8 protein-coding genes are annotated in these 16,401 nt (G+C 42.6%); 5 read left to right on the plus strand and 3 right to left on the minus strand.

Features of this window, described 5'->3' with window-relative positions:
* Positions 1 to 134: 134 nt before the first annotated feature.
* Complete coding sequence (locus AS141_RS13905; protein ID WP_057938282.1) at positions 135 to 1,643, minus strand: RagB/SusD family nutrient uptake outer membrane protein; 1,509 nt, start codon at positions 1,641 to 1,643, stop codon at positions 135 to 137.
* Between the two features lie 45 nt (positions 1,644 to 1,688).
* Entirely contained in the window at positions 1,689 to 4,790 is a 3,102-nt protein-coding gene (locus AS141_RS13910; protein ID WP_057938424.1) for a SusC/RagA family TonB-linked outer membrane protein, read from the minus strand.
* Positions 4,791 to 5,189: 399 nt separating this feature from the next.
* On the opposite strand from AS141_RS13910, the gene AS141_RS13915 reads away from it, so the two are divergent.
* The 5 genes from AS141_RS13915 to AS141_RS13935 all read left to right on the plus strand — a co-directional run bounded on the left by AS141_RS13915 (position 5,190) and on the right by AS141_RS13935 (position 15,045).
* Entirely contained in the window at positions 5,190 to 8,291 is a 3,102-nt protein-coding gene (locus tag AS141_RS13915; RefSeq protein ID WP_057938283.1) for a SusC/RagA family TonB-linked outer membrane protein, read from the plus strand.
* Positions 8,292 to 8,309: 18 nt separating this feature from the next.
* The gene (locus AS141_RS13920; RefSeq protein ID WP_198293553.1) at positions 8,310 to 9,812 is read left to right on the plus strand and encodes a RagB/SusD family nutrient uptake outer membrane protein; all 1,503 of its coding nucleotides are present in this window, start codon (positions 8,310 to 8,312) and stop codon (positions 9,810 to 9,812) included.
* A gap of 404 nt (positions 9,813 to 10,216) precedes the next feature.
* A complete protein-coding gene (locus AS141_RS13925) occupies positions 10,217 to 13,366 on the plus strand; it encodes a PVC-type heme-binding CxxCH protein (RefSeq protein WP_057938284.1) in 3,150 nt (1,049 codons plus the stop codon).
* A 92-nt stretch (positions 13,367 to 13,458) separates the two neighbouring features.
* Positions 13,459 to 14,586 carry an FG-GAP repeat domain-containing protein gene (locus AS141_RS13930; RefSeq protein ID WP_057938426.1) on the plus strand — a complete coding sequence of 376 codons (1,128 nt, stop codon included), beginning with the start codon at positions 13,459 to 13,461 and terminating at the stop codon, positions 14,584 to 14,586.
* A gap of 123 nt (positions 14,587 to 14,709) precedes the next feature.
* Positions 14,710 to 15,045: a HopJ type III effector protein gene (locus AS141_RS13935; protein WP_057938285.1), complete on the plus strand. Its 336-nt coding sequence runs from the start codon at positions 14,710 to 14,712 to the stop codon at positions 15,043 to 15,045.
* Positions 15,046 to 15,102: 57 nt separating this feature from the next.
* Here AS141_RS13935 and AS141_RS13940 read toward each other — a convergent pair whose 3' ends face one another.
* Positions 15,103 to 16,386 (minus strand): DUF58 domain-containing protein, encoded by a 1,284-nt coding sequence (locus AS141_RS13940; protein ID WP_232424920.1) that lies wholly within the window; start codon positions 16,384 to 16,386, stop codon positions 15,103 to 15,105.
* Between the last annotated feature and the right edge of the window lie 15 nt (positions 16,387 to 16,401).

A 16,401-nucleotide genomic window follows, 5' to 3' on the forward strand; every position in this document is an offset into this window, starting at 1 on the left:
GCTATAATAAAACCACTCATGAAATATTATGTCTGCTTACAAAATGATTTACTGTAAGTCACCTTGGAATAAATAACCACCCGACATCACAGCATTACCTAATACAGTGATGTCCGGTGGTTTTAATTTAATTATTAGAAATAAGGACTCAGATCAGATTCAGCCGCAGGCAATGCATAGAATTTATTGAGATTGGTAAATACATTTGATCTAGGCTTAGAGTTTTGATTTGGTGGATAATAGTAATCCAAAGGATTAGCTACAATCCGCTGACCATAAGGAATTATGATTTCTTCGATTCTTCCTGTCCTTTGAATATCAAACCAGCGCTTGTTTTCAAAGGCAAGCTCCACCCTTCTTTCTTTGAATATCAATTCACGCAAAGCATCCCCGCCTCCACTTACCGGGCCCAAGCCAGCTCTATCACGGACTTGGTTTAAATAAGTTAGCGCCTCCCCGTCTTTCCCTTGCTCATTAAGTGCCTCAGCCATAAAAAGCAATACTTCAGAGTACCTATAGATTGGAAAGTTAGTACCGGTATTGTTATGTTGGGAGTGTTTCTTTGCGTATTTCTTGATATAAGGATATACTTTATCGTCACGGAAGCTATTGGAAAGAAATACATACCCAATAGAGGCGTCCTCTCGCTCGTCTCCATCTTCATAAGCTGCAATAATATCAGGAGTAGGTATGTTATTTCCTTCACCATCCAAATCCTGGGGGTTACTCGTTCCAGTAATTTCTACCAACTCTTCTTTCAAAAGTGGCCTAGGAAGCATTTGATAGATAAAATTACCATTTAGCCCAGCTGCACCTTCCAGAAATTGCACTTCAAATACAGACTCCGCATTATTCTTGTTTCCTGCATTATCAGAAAAAGCCATGGCATAGTTAGGGATCAGGGAATATTCACCGCTGCTCACTACAGGTCTCAGCATAGCCTCTGCATCAGCCCATCGCTCCAGGTTGATATACACATTTGCCAGAAGGGTTCGCGCCGCGCCAGAAGTTACCCTGCCAGGCTGCTGTTCGGATTTAGGAGGCAATAAAGGTACAGCAGCTTCTAAATCCGTTACTATCTGAGCATAGACTTCTGCTTCTTCAGACAGCGGAAGTGCAGCTTCTTCACGGGTATTTACCGGAGTCAGGTGCAAAGGCACACTTCCAAAATACCTTGCTAACTCAAAGTAGGCGTACCCCCTGAGAAAGAGCGCCTGCCCTTTAATATTATCCTTTGATTCCTGATCAAATTCAACCTCATCAATCAGCGCAAGAATTTGATTGGTTCTCGCAATAATCAGGTAATCAAGTCTCCATTGCTGAAGCACGTTATCATTTGCGGTGACTCCATTTGATTCCACCACGGAGAAATCTGCAAGGTCCTCTTGTGGATCCACTGCACCAAAGAGCACATTCCTGCCATAATATGTATTGTCAGAGTGCATTTCAGCCAGTCTATAAGCCCGGTCATTGACTATATTTCTCAACGGTGCATAGGCCGCATTTACAGCTTGTTCGAAGTCAGTTTCAGTTTTAAAGAAAGTAACTGAGGTCAATTGGGTCTCGGGAACAATTGTCAGAAAATCATCACAGCTGGAAAGTCCCAAGCAGGCAGCTAGTAATACAATTATATATTTTTTCATTTTTTATACAGTTTGATTTGAATAGTTAGATACAATCAGGCAAAATCAAAAGCTGATATTCGCTCCAAAAGTGATCGTACGTGGTACCGGATACCCTGACAAGTCAACTCCGGGACTCAGGTTGCCACCATCTCCATTTCCATTGTTCTGCATACTGACTTCAGGATTTGATCCACCCCAATACTTGGTGAATACCCACATGTTCTGTCCGGAAGCGTAAAGTCTAAGCGATTTGATGGTTTTCGGAAGATTATTGAACGTGTAGCCAACCGTTATATTTCTGATGGTCAAATAAGAAGCATCCCAAACGAAATTGCTATTGTTCCAATCACGCTCTACCCCGGTGACATTACCACCACCAGTGGAGGTACCGAAGATTCCGTCCCCCGGATCCTCTGGAGATTTAAATCTCCGGGATACTTTCTCCACCATATTGAATACCCCATCCAGATTCGCAGTGGAATAGAGGTGCCTCATATACAATTGATTTCCCTGGGATCCTGAAATCGCAACACTTGCGTCAAAACCTTTCCAGTTGAAATTATTGATCAAGCCATAGGTAAAATCCGGGAAGGGGTTACCGATAATGGTACGGTCATCATTATCACCGCCATAGGTGATCACACCATCTCCATTCACATCTTCCAGCTTGATACTACCTACAGTAGATCTACCAGGAATAATCGGCGAGCTTGCCAAATCCTCCTCGTTCATGTAGTTACCCAGTTTCCTCAACCCATAGAACTGACCAAAAGGCTGACCCACCTGGGTTATATGATAATCACCATAAACACGGTCAATTCCATCGGCCAATTCAAGTACCTTGTTTCGGTTAATCGATAAGTTGGCATTAGTAGTCCAGCGGAAGGAACCTGTAGTATTCACGGTATTTACAGAAAATTCATGTCCCCAGAAATGGATCTCCCCAATGTTATCGTTGTAATTAACAAAACCTGATTCTTGAGGAACCTGGACAGCATAAAGCAGGTTGGTGGTATTCTTGGTGTAAAAGTCATAGGTAAAAAGCACACGGTCTTCCCAAAGTCCCAGTTCCAAACCCAGATCAAGCTGAGCCGTCGTTTCCCATCCTAAATTCCTATTGTTCAGCGTGGTGACCGCAGCCCCAGGCACCACCGTTTCCCCGAAAACTGCATTGACAGTATTATTTACCAATGCGTAAGAAGTGTAATTACCGATGTTATTATTACCGGTCACACCATAACTTGCTCTTAGCTTCGCAAAGGAAACTGTAGAATTGGTATTCAGGAATCCTTCATCAGAAAGCACCCAGCCTATAGACGTAGATGGAAAAATCCCCCAACGGTTGTCCGCGCCAAACCGCGACGATCCATCACCTCGTACAGATGCTGTAAAGAGGTATTTGCCTTTGTAATTATACGTCAATCTAGAAAACAGAGAAGTCAATGACCACTCACCCACGCCTGAGTTTGTACCTCCACGGTTTATATTGATAGCCCCCTGAATGGTGGGAATTCTATCATCAGCATAGGTATCCGCCTGAATTCTGGTACTTTCATCACGGAATTTCTGGTTGGAGAAGCCTCCCAAAAGCTGGAAATTATGGTCTCCAATACTTTTGGTATACGTAGCGATATTCTCGTTTAGCCAAGATAAACTTGAATAATGGTCTCGGATGGAGACAGCCACTGTCGGGATGGAGACGTTGATATTGGCGCTTGCTGTAGATGGGTTAAACCAGAAATACTTGGAATTTCTGACTTCAGCATTGAATGTGGATTTCAGGGACAAACCTGGAATCGGCTTCCATTCCACATACGTGTTTGCCAACACATTCATCTGCTTGGTCTGGTTGGTGATTTCCTGTGCAGACCTCACCCAGTTAGGGTAGGCATAGATATTACCAGTACTGGCCGGAAGCTGATTAAATGAGGTCAATTCCCCGTTTTCCTCATAGATCGGCATAATCGGCCAGGTATGTAAGGCATTAAAAAGAATACCTGTTCCTCTAGTACCATCCGTTCTAGGGGTGTTGTCCACCACATAGTTTGGCGCCACGTTCACACCTATATTCACCTTATCAGAAATCTGGTAATCGGTATTCATTCTCAGAGAGAATCTCGAATAATCCGAATTTACAACTACTCCATCCTGATCAAAAACACCGGCAATAATTGCCGTATTGACTTTTTCTTTATTGGAAGTCACAGTGAGGTTATACGAGGAAATCGGAGCAGTCTGCAGCATGGCATCGTACCAATCGTTTGAATTCCCTCTATACTGTGAAGGATTCTGGAAAACACTTGGTACTTCCTGCCCGGCAGCCTCATAATATTCATTTTTGAAGATGGCAAATTCCTCTGCATCCATCATTTCCAACCTACCATTTTCAGGCACTTTCTGGAATCCCGTATAGACATTTAGATTTACGTTTGTCTGACCGGCTTTTCCCTTTTTGGTAGTGATTAATATTACACCATTAGCAGCTCTGGAACCGTAAAGAGATGTAGATGCAGCATCTTTTAAAACCGTAATCTCTTGGATTTCATCTGGATTGATCGAATTGATATCTCCGGTGATAGGAAAACCATCCACAACATATAAAGGAGAACTACCTCCAGTCACAGATAACTGGCCCCTGATCCGTACATTCATCCCTTGTCCAGGCTTACCTGTCGTTTGGTTGATCTGCACGCCGGCAAGACGTCCTTGAAGCTTTTGAGCAACTGATGACACGGGCAAATCCTTAAGTTCAGTCTCATTTACGGACTGTACCGCCCCCGTCACTTCACGCTTGACTTGACTGCCGTAGCCTACCACAACTACCTCGGAAAGATCTGAAGTAGAATAACCCAATGTAACTTGTATATTGGTAGCATCAGCCGTTACGGCCAATTCCTGGGTGGTGAATCCAATGAAGCTTACTACGAGCGTTTCGCCTACGGAAGCTTGGATTGAGAATGTACCATCGATATCGGTGACTGTTCCTTTTTGAGTTCCTTTTATAGAAACCAGTGCTCCCGGAACGGGTTCGTTGTCACCTTCCGACACGACTGTTCCCTGTACTGTTATCGACTGTGCAAATGATGATGACACAGATACGATAAACAACGCCAATAAAAAACCTGTAACCCGGGCTTTTATTGATAAGTGATAATTGTTTAGCATAGAAATGGGTTTAATGTATTTGAATAAAATCTCACACAATAAAGCAGTATAAACATCCTTTTCTATCCTGTAGCATCCTGAATAATACCACATTACATACCCTTATTTTTAATAAAATAAATCAGGATAGCACAGGACAGTTTTATGAAATTATTTTATTAATAGAAATAAATAAAACATACATACATTCCATACAAACATATTTTAAACCACTCATAACACCTGCAATAAGAATATTTAACTAGATAAAAAGAAATAATACAATGAGAGTGGGGCTGGAAGAAAAAAAGATAAGACAATAGCAGTATACTTATATAAATCATCATTTCAACAGGACTCAACAGGACAGAGGGGGGGTTGGCAAGTTCTAAATTGTAACAACAATAAACCTCACTACCCATGCTAAAACACTATAACTATTTAAAGGAGTTACCTAAAACCTGTCTCCTATTGATTGCCTTTTTACTAATTGGATTTGGAGGATATGGCCAAACCACTTTATTGAAAGGAAAAGTAACCGAAGAAGGCTCCCAGGAACCCGTGCCCGGAGCATTGATAGTAGTCAAAGGCACACAACGGGGTACCGTCACAGAAAATGATGGGACTTTCAGTATAGAAGCCAGTAACTCTGAGACTCTAGTGATCAGTTTCATTGGCTACACCACCCAGGAAATTCTGATAGAAGACATATCAGAAATGATGAATATTTCACTGAAAGTAGATGAGGCCGAGCTTGATGAAGTCGTGGTAATCGGATATGGAACCCAAAAGAAGTCAGATTTAACCGGGGCTGTGGGCTCTGTAGGTGAAAAGGACTTGAAAGATAGACCTTCGGCTTCTCTTAGTCAAAATCTTTCGGGTAGAGTACAAGGGGTAAATGTATCGGTCAATTCAGGACGTCCTGGCGGACGGGCTAACATCCGTATCAGGGGCAACACCTCAGTGAGTATCGCCAACGATCCGCTATATGTCATCGATGGAGTAATATTACATTCTGCGGGACTGGCAAATGGCAGCACACCGATTGACTACATCAACCCAAATGACATTGCTTCAATTGAAGTGCTGAAAGATGCCTCTGCTACGGCAATATATGGTGCCCGTGGTGCAAACGGTGTAATCTTGGTAAGTACCAAGCGCGGCAGTAAGACCGGAGGGACAATTACCTACGATGGGAACTTCAGCATAGGAGTACTCCCGAAAAAAATCCCACTTTTGAATTCAGCAGAATTTTTAGCAACTGAAGATCTGGCATATCAGAATGCCCAAAAATACGACCCTAATGGTTGGGCTAATGGGATATACAAAGATCCCAAACTAAAAAGAACAGACCCAAAGCTTTTTGACGAGAATGGCAATCCCCTTTACGATACAGATTGGCAAGATGAATCATTTCAACAAGCTTTCACCCAAAACCACCAGCTGAGCTTTACCGGAGGAAATCAAGATGATAGCTATGGAGCATATTTAGGCTATAGGAATGAAGATGGCTTAATGAAAGAGTCTTGGATGAAAAGATTTTCAGGCAGGTTTGTCTTTGACAGCAAAATAAAGGATTGGGTAAAAGTAGGCGGAGGGCTAAGTTATAATGACCAGAAAGAAAGTCAGGTAGATCCCTTGGGAAACGGAGGTATAATTGCCATGCGACAGGTACTGGAAGCATTGCCGATAATTCCCGTAAGGTATCCTGATGGAAATTGGGCCGGAAATGCAGACTACCCGGGAATGGAAGGCGGAAACAACCCCCTCCAAGTTGCAAAGGAGCGGGTTTATCTGGTAAATACCCAAACTGTTCTGGGTAACATATATGCTAACTTCTACTTAGCGAAAGGACTTGAATTAAGATCAAATGTATCCGCTAACATCGTGAATCAACGAGTGGATTACTATGGGGGAAGAAATCTGAATTACATATCAAAGAATCAGGGAGGGGATGCATCGATTTTCAATGACAGACTGAATTCCTGGCAATTCGAGAACTACCTCACCTATATTAAATCCTTCAATGAAACCCATGCGGTGAATGCAATGGTTGGCCTTTCCTGGCAACATGTGGATAGGTTCAATTCCACTGCTAGGGCACAGAATTTTCAGGATGATTATTTTATGTTCAACAACCTGGGTGCTGGCGCAAATGCTATACAACCTCAATCAGGCAATGTAGCTTATGGCCTCAATTCGTACTTCACACGCTTGAACTACACATTAAAAGACAAATATTTATTCACCTTTACAGGCAGAGTAGATGGATCATCCAAATTTGGTGAAGCCAACCAATACGCCTTTTTTCCTTCTGCAGCTTTTGCGTGGAGAGCATCAGATGAAAATTTCCTGATAAACAGCCCGTTAATTTCAAATCTCAAATTCAGGTCCAGTATTGGCATGACGGGGAACTCTGAAATCACCGCCTATCAGGCACTTGCGGGAATGGGAAACTATTCTGTAATATTCGACGATCAAAGGGAAATAGGAATTGGCATTAGCCGACTAGCCAATCCAGATCTCCGATGGGAGAAGACAACTCAAATTGATATCGGCGCCGAACTTGGCTTGTTCCAGAATCGCGTGATGTTTGAGTTTGATTTATACAGAAAAGTTACTGATGACATGCTTTTAAGTGCTCCTGTCCCTTCTAGTAGCGGTTATACCGTTGTGAGCCAGAATGTAGGGAGCATGGAAAACAAAGGGATTGAAATCGGCTTAAACACTGTCAATTTTGAGAATAACAATTTCTCCTGGAATACCACTTTCAACTTTTCCTATAATAAAAACGAGGTGATTGAACTTGCCGGCGGCTCCGATATTTTCCTTGGTTCGACCATCGTCAGGAAAGGTGAATCAGTAGGATCCTTCTTCGGATTCGTGCATGAAGGCACTTGGAATACAAGTGAGGAATCCACCGCGGCACAATACAACAAAAGACCAGGTGATATCAAGTATAAAGATGTAAATGAGGATGGAGTCATTAATGATTCAGACAGGGTAATCATCGGAAAAGGCATACCCGACGGCTTTGGTACATTTGCCAACACGTTTACTTTCAAAAATTTTGAATTGTTAGTAGACATCCAATACACCTACGGAAACGACGTGCTTTTTAGAAGTAAGCACTCGGCCGAGGATAGAACGGGTATAGCCAATAGTTTTAAGACAGTTTTAAATGCGTGGACACCAGAAAATCAGGAGACTAACATTGCCCAAATCCGTCCTCTTACTGCTGGGTATAATACAAACAATGATTCCGACCGTGTTCAGGATGGTTCATTTGTCAGGGGAAGAAATCTGATGCTTTCTTACAACTTCATGCCTCAAACGTTGGAAAAAATCAACGTATCAAGAATGAGAGCATACTTCTCAGTACAAAATTTCTTTCTCTCTACCAATTACGATGGATATGATCCTGAAGTATCTACCTCGGGTGCAGCTTTCGATCAAGGAGTTGATCTCTATGCCTATCCTAAACCTAGAGTATTTATGCTTGGAGTAAGTATCACATTGTAAATTTTAATTAGCAGAATCATGAAAAGTATACAACTATATATAAAGAAAATATCCCTTGTCTCCTTATTGGTCATGGCCGCCAGTTGTGCTGATTTCCTGGATGAAAGTGACAAATCAAATTTCACTTTGGACAAGTACTTCACTAAGCCTGAGCATGCCAAAAGTGTGGTAAACTCTATATACGAGAGTTTACAACCTGTCATGTCTAGCGGCTTTGGAGGAGGTCCATGGATGATGGTAGAATTTGCAACCGGCCTTGCTGACACAGAATTGGGACAAGCCCAGAACAGCCTTTTCGTAAAAGACTTGGTAAACAACTCCGACAATGGGTATGGTCAGACCATCTGGACCAGTTATTACAAAGGAATCGCCAATGCCAATATTGCAATCGCAAGAATTCCTGAAATCACAATGGATGAAGCTGAAAAACAAAAATTAATTGGTGAGGCCAAATTTCTAAGAGCATACTATTATTTTAATTTAGTTAGAATTTTTGGCAACATTCCGTTGACCTTAGAGCCTATTGATCTGACTTCGGAGGATTTGTTTGCCCCTCCTGCCAACCCGGAAGATGTTTATAATCAAATTGTACAGGATTTACAGGAGGCTGAAGGATCCGGACTTCCCATGAGAGACACAAGTGGGCGGGCTTCTTTGGGAGCTGTCAAGTCCCTGTTATCTTCAGTTTATCTGACAATGGCCGGCTACCCTCTTCAAAAAGGCGCTGAGTATTATTCTTTGGCGGCTGCAAAATCCAAAGAAGTTATAGATGCCGGAGAATTCTCCTTGTTTACATCCTATGATGACCTCCATGATCCATCTATGAAAAATCTGGGTGAAAATATCTTTATGGCTCAATTTGCAGCATTTATTTTACCCTCAAGTTGGCAGGTATCAATTATTCCTTACAACAGGGGAATTTCAAATTATAGCGCAGAAACGGGAGGAATATTTGCACAGGAAGAATTTGTAAAATCCTATGAAAACGGTGATAAAAGAGTTTCGGAGAAAGCATTCTATTACACAAATTATACCCTTAGAGACAACAGAAACCAAACACTTGAGCTTGGAGATTATTACATCTATAAACATTTTGATGAGTTAGCCCAGACAAGTACCACCAGCAGTGGTATGAATTGGCCTATATTGAGATTTGCTGAAGTCTTGTTGATCCATGCTGAAGCGTCCAATGAAGCAAATGGTCCAAACAACGAAGCTTATGCTGCTGTCAATAAAGTGAGAGAAAGAGCCGAATTACCCGCTCTAAGTGGACTATCCAAAGATGACTTAAGAGAGGCCATTTGGAGGGAGAAATTCCATGAATTGTCCTATGAAAATAAAACCTGGTTTGATATGGTCAGAATCCGAAAAGGCTTTAACGTCAAAACCAGAGAATTTGAGGATTATGTAGGCCACCAATTCGTATATGGACCTACGTTGAAGGAGCGTGAATTGCTTTTCCCTATCCCTACTGCTGAAATCAGAAACAACAAGAATCTAGTTCAAAATGCAGGGTATTAGGACTTAAGTATCATCCGGTTAATGAATTTAAGGAGCTATTAATCTTGTTTAATGCATTTTAAATAACCAGTAAAAAAGAAGGTTTTGCCATTTTGGCAAAACCTTCTTACCTCTTTATGATAACTGAATTCAATAAAAATAATGAATTGCCCGCCCTCCCTACGGTATTCAGTCGGTCAGACAATTTTTTATTAATCCCAATCTGCGGGCTGAACGAAAACCTAAGTGTCTATTTTGGTTAATAACCCTTTCTGAAAAAACATAGTAAACAAGCAAACCAACTAGTAAACAAATAGCATTTTCTATAAAAATAAACTTTGTTCTTCTACAAAAAGAACATAATATCAATATCTGTATTTAAAACATCGCCCCAATAGTAAAAAAGTGATAACCTCTTGTACCCCATGCGCAACAAACATCCTCTCCCACTCTTTCTCATAGTTATTTTAGGTCTCCTTACAATCCGATGTACCCAAAAAGAAACCATTGAATTACAGCCAAACACCCGAATCGCCCTGATTGGAAACAACTTGGGTTCCCGAATGATGGATTATGGAACTTTCGAAACTGAAATGCAGCTCCGAAATCCTGACAAAAATCTTTTCATTCGAAATCTTTCTGACCCAGGAGATACACCGGGGTTCAGGCCTAGATCAGGCACAAATGACCCTTGGGCTTTCCCGGGTGCAGAGACTTTTCAGGATGAATATGCCACTCCTTCGGGGAGCATTGGTCATCTGGAAAAGCCCGATGAGTGGCTAACACGGCTACAAGCAGATATCATAATTGCATTCTTTGGCTACAATGAATCTTTTCAGGGCGTAGAGGGCGTAGAAAACTATAAAGCAGAATTGGATGCATTCGTCAAGCATACCCTTCGCCAAAAGTATCATGACACACTTTCCCCGAAATTGGTGCTTGTCTCACCTATCGCTTTCGAGGATCTTTCAGAAAAAATCGATGTCCCCGATGGGAAGACAGAGAATGAAAACCTGAATCTCTACACCATCGCCATGCAGGAAATTGCAGAAAACAACCAGGTGCTTTTCGTGGATGCATACACACCTAGCAAGCAGTGGTATCTGGATACTGAGGAAGACTTGACCATAGACGGTTCGCAACTTAATGAGGCTGGATATCAGAAACTGGCAAAACTACTGGCAGATGAGATTTTTGGGAAGCAAAAAATCCAAAATGAAGGAAATCGGGAGTTGGTACATGAAGCTGTTCAGGAGAAAAACTGGTTTTGGAGAAATGACTACAAAATCCCCAATGGAGTCCATGTTTTCGGAAGAAGATACGATCCTTATGGCCCGGACAATTATCCCTTTGAACTGGAGAAAATCCGCCAGATGACCGCGATCAGAGATACCGCGATATGGATGGCAAATCAAGGAGAAAAGAAGGATCTGGCTGCAGCTGATGCAAAAACAAAAAAACTTCCGGAAGTAGAGACCAATTACAATCCAGAAGCCAATGGCAGTTTGGAATACCTGTATGGTCAAGAAGCCCTCTCCAAACTAAAAGTAGCTCCTGGCTATAAAATCGAGCTTTTTGCTTCTGAGCAAGATTGGCCAAATCTGGCAAACCCCGTGCAGCTTTCCTTTGACAACAAAGGCAGGCTATGGGTCGCTACAATGCCAAGTTATCCACATTACAAACCAGGTGATTCCAGACCTGCTGACAAGCTTTTGATCTATGAAGACACAAACAATGACGGCAAGGCGGATAAAGAAACGGTTTTTGCTGATGACCTGCATATCCCTGTAGGATTTGAATTGGCTCCGGAAGGGGTATATGTATCCCAGGGGAATAACCTGATTATCCTGAAGGATGACAACAATGACGATAAGGCTGATCGCAAAGAGATTCTACTGAGCGGATTTGATGACCATGACACACATCATGCGATCTCTGCTTTTACCACAGACGAAAGTGGTGCAATATACATGGGGGAAGGGGTTTTCTTGCATACCAATGTGGAGACATCTTATGGGCCTGTGCGCGCCACAAATGGTGGCTTTTACCGCTATACCCCCAGCAGGCATAAGCTGGAGCGTGTATCCCAGGTGAGTATCCCAAATCCTTGGGGAATTGCCTTCGATGAATGGGGACAAAACTTTTTCGCAGAGACTTCAGGTCCTAATGTAGACTGGATGGAACCCGGGTCTGTTTTGCCCCGCTATGGAAATGCCAATTTTAAAGGACCAAATATTATTGAGAAAGCGCATATGGTACGGCCGACTTCAGGCTTGGAGTTTATCTCTAGCAGACATTTTCCTGATGACGTACAAGGAGATATGATCATCAACAACACCATTGGGTTTCTGGGAACCAAGCAACATCGGATGATAGATGAAGGCACTGGCTATTCTACCAAATGGAGACAAGACCTCCTCTCTTCCACTGACCGGAATTTCCGTCCTGTTGACATGGAATTCGCTCCAGATGGATCTTTGTATATAGTGGATTGGCATAATATCCTTATCGGACATATGCAGCACAATGCCCGTGATCCGCTCCGGGATCATCAGCATGGCAGGATTTACAGAATCACCTATCCTTCCAGACCTTTGGTCACTCCTGCTAAGATCGCCGGTGCAAGTATTGCTGAACTGATGGAAAACCTCAAGTTGCCAGAATATAGAACACGGTACAGAACACGCAGGGAGTTACGGGGGAAAGATCAACAGGAAGTATATGATGCTGTGGTGAGTTGGGCTAGTAAGTTGGATAAAAACGATCCACGATATGAACATCATCTTTTGGAGGCCCTTTGGGTAACTTGGGGAATAAACAAAGTAAACCAAGAGCTTCTGGAACAATTACTTGATGCCAAAGACTACAGAGCAAGGGCTGCAGCAGTTAGAGTATTGCGATACACCGGACATCAAATTTCCAATCAGAAAGAACTGATGGCCGAAGCAATCAAAGATGAAAATGGAAGAGTCCGTCTTGAAGCAATCGTAGCCGCGTCCTGGATGCCGCGGGAAGAGGGACTGGAGATTCTTGCCGCTGCCGAAGGCTCAGAAATGGACGATTGGATCAGACCTACTTATGAAACCGCGGTGGCCCACATATCAGGGCTTTCTGTGAAGGAGAAAAAAGAAGAAGATATTAAATCATCCCTTACAGGGTCCGATAGAGAGTTATTTATTCTGGGGAAAGAAATTTACGCTCGTGAAGGGTTTTGCAGTACCTGCCACCAGCCGGATGGACAGGGATTATCCGCCTCAGGATTCCCTCCACTAGCAGGCACACCATGGGTAACGGGCAGTGAAGAGCGCTTGATCAAGATTGTCTTAAAAGGTGTCATGGGGCCAATTTCTGTGCTTGGCAAAGACTATCCGGGACAGGTGCCGATGACTCCATTCGAAGGAATGCTTGATGATTCTGAAGTAGCTGCGGTTCTGACTTTTGTCAGAAATTCGTTTGGAAACTCTGCATCAGCTATTTCTCCTGATTTGGTAAAAAAGGTAAGAGAAGAGATAAAGGATCATGAAGGATTCTACCAACCTGCAGATTTGCTGAAAGCACATCCAATGGAAAAGTAATAGTCAGCGCTCAGCAATTGGGGTGGATACTTGAGTTCCGTTTGCCCACTTTTAAAAAGAATCTAATCAATCGAAAATAAAACGCTGTGAAAATTCTAAAATACAGTACTGCATTTCTATTTGTAGCGCTGCCTTTCTTCCTACTGGCTCAGGAAATCACCGTAAAGTTCCAGAAGCAGGTCATAGCTTTTGAAAGCACCGAGTCTGTTGGCGTATTTGATGTGGATAATGACGGCTCATTGGATTTGGTTTCTGGAAGTTTTTGGTACAAAGGCCCTGAGTTCTTAGATAGGTCTCTTATTGGTCAGGTGAAGCGATTTGGGGAATATCACGAAGATTTTTCCACCATCCCCATGGATGTGAATGAGGATGGAAAAATGGATTTTGTAACCGGTGGTTGGTTTGAAGGTACGTTGGTCTGGAAAGAAAATCCTGGTGATGGCAGCGAGTGGAGCATCCATGAAATCGCCCAAACAGGAAACATTGAAACGACGAGAGGTTTTGACATTGATGGGGACGGTCTTTTAGAAATCGTCCCCAACACACCCCGAAAACCTCTTGCCTTCTATAAAAAGGTAGGTGTCAACCAGTTTGAAAAATATCCTGTAGCTGAAATGCATGGGCATGGACTGGGTTTCGGTGACATCAATGGGGATGCACGCGGAGATCTAATCGTATCTGAAGGATGGCTGGAAGCTCCTTCGGATCTGAAATCCGGCAAATGGATCTTACATCAGGATTTTAATTTGGGAGACGCCAGCATTCCAATGATCGTGGCAGATGTGAATGAAGATGGTTTGAACGATTTGATTGTAGGTCAGGCACATGGATTTGGTTTGTTTTGGATGGAGCAGAAAAAGGAAGATGACCAAATCAGCTTTGTAAAGCATGAAATAGATCCCTACCAGTCCCAATACCACACCATGGAATGGGTGGATATAGACAAGGATGGAAAAAATGAACTGATCACCGGAAAGCGCTACCGGGCGCACAACGGTAAAGATCCTGGAGGAAAAGACTATGCTGGTCTATATTATTTCAAATGGAATGGAGAATCCTTCACCAAAAACATAATAAGCTACGGCCAACTCGGAGAAGGAAAAGGCAGTGGTCTTTACTTTTCGGTTGCGGATCTAGACGAAGACGGTTGGAAGGATATCGTAGTGGCAGGTAAAGACGGATTGATAGTTTTTAAAAGTCTGGGTAGACCTGAGAATTAAACATCTGCCACCTAGGCACCAAGGCACAACTATATCTTATTCTCTCTACCAGTTCATCACTCTGGAAGATTCTAAAAGACACTTTTCTAAAAAATCCCCAACTTGTACTCAAATTTGAACTTCATGAAGCTGTTAGACCTAATCAAAAATGCACCTTTGACCATTTCATTTTCGGAAGTGATTGCGCACATTGATGCCCACTATGAATTTACTCCCACCCGGTTTTTGAATGGCACCGTAGTAAACGAAGTAGGACAAAACAACGGCAGTTGCAAGATCTTTTACTTTGCAAAACTCCAAAACCTAACCCCAACAGAAACTTTGACACTTTTTGGGGACTTTTACCGAAAAGACGTCTTACAAAATCCCGACGGGACGGATCACCAAAACATCCGGAATTTTATACATTCAGGCTGGGAAGGAATTAAGTTTGAGGGCAAGGCTTTAAGTGCAAAATAACCAAACGTAATTCCAACCTGGTTAACGAGCTCACCAAGTTTTCTAACCAAACAACACTCAAATCAAGCCCTTAGCTTTTATTTCCATGTATTTGTTGATGGTCTGAACGCTTAGATCCTGAGGTGCACAGAGGATAGTCTGGATACCATGCCTGTTCAGATCCTTGGCGATAAGCCTTTTATCATAGACAAACTTGGCGGCGATGGTTTTTTCTACAATTCCAGAAAGGGTACTGGCTGGCTGGCCGGAGAAATTATCCAGCAGATAATTTTCAAAAATCACTACCAAAACCAGATGGTACTTGGATAAAGCTTTGAGAAAAGGTAACTGTCGCTTCATCGCTCCTGAATGTTCGAAATTGGTATAGATTATCAGCAAGCACTTTTGTCCCAGTTTTTTCCTTGCCCAACTGTACAGCATACCAAAGTCTGATTCGGGAAATCCCGTCTTAATACTATAAAGCAGCTCCATCAAGGTCAGCAGCTGGGTAGGCCTCTGATGTGCTTCGCAGGTGGGGCCGATCTGATTTGAAAAAGTTGCCAATCCAGCTTTATCCCCGTTTTTAAGGGCAATGTTGGAAAAGGCCAAACTACTGTTGATCGCATAGTCCAGCAGGCTAAGACCATCAAAGGGTATTTTCATCACACGGCCCAGGTCGATGATGGAATAAACAGGTTGGGATTTTTCCTCCTGAAAATGATTGGTCATCAATTTTCCGGATTTTGCAGCTGCTTTCCAGTTTAGATTACGGACATCATCTCCGGACACGTAAGGTTTGATTTGTTCGAACTCCCTACTTTGGCCGAACTTCCGCAGCTTTTTTAGCCCATGTTCCCGTTTCAGCGTAATGAAAGCCAAAAATTCGTACCGCCTCATTTGCAAAAAAGAAGGGTAGACCTTCACTAGTCGGCTTGCATCAAAGCTATAGCGCTTGGCAACAAGCCCCATAGGCCCATAGGCAAATATATGAAGGCTTCCGAACCTATATTCTCCGCGCTGCTTTGGGCTGAGCAAATAAGAACTCTCCTGGGTTTCACTTGAAGCTAAATATGTAAAATACCCAAAGTCCCTTTTTTGGAACTGCTCAGGTATTTCGTCCAAAACAAAAAGACGAACCGAGAAGCGATAGTTATTTACCAGTGAGATCCCTACTTCATTTTCATCGCTGTTGGAAAACTTTTCGGGAAGTCTTCTATTGCCTGAAATTCCCGCCTTTTTTCTGAAAACCAATAAGAAATCCACAGCAAATAAAGCCAGCAGCATGAACGCAAAAAACAGGGCAAAGGGGTACAACACCCAAAACCAATAGGACAAGAAGAAAACCAGAGCTATGATAGCCAACCCGATATAAAGTCT

This window comes from Algoriphagus resistens, assembly GCF_001442615.1.
In the GTDB taxonomy this organism is placed as follows: Bacteria; Bacteroidota; Bacteroidia; order Cytophagales; family Cyclobacteriaceae; genus Algoriphagus; species Algoriphagus resistens.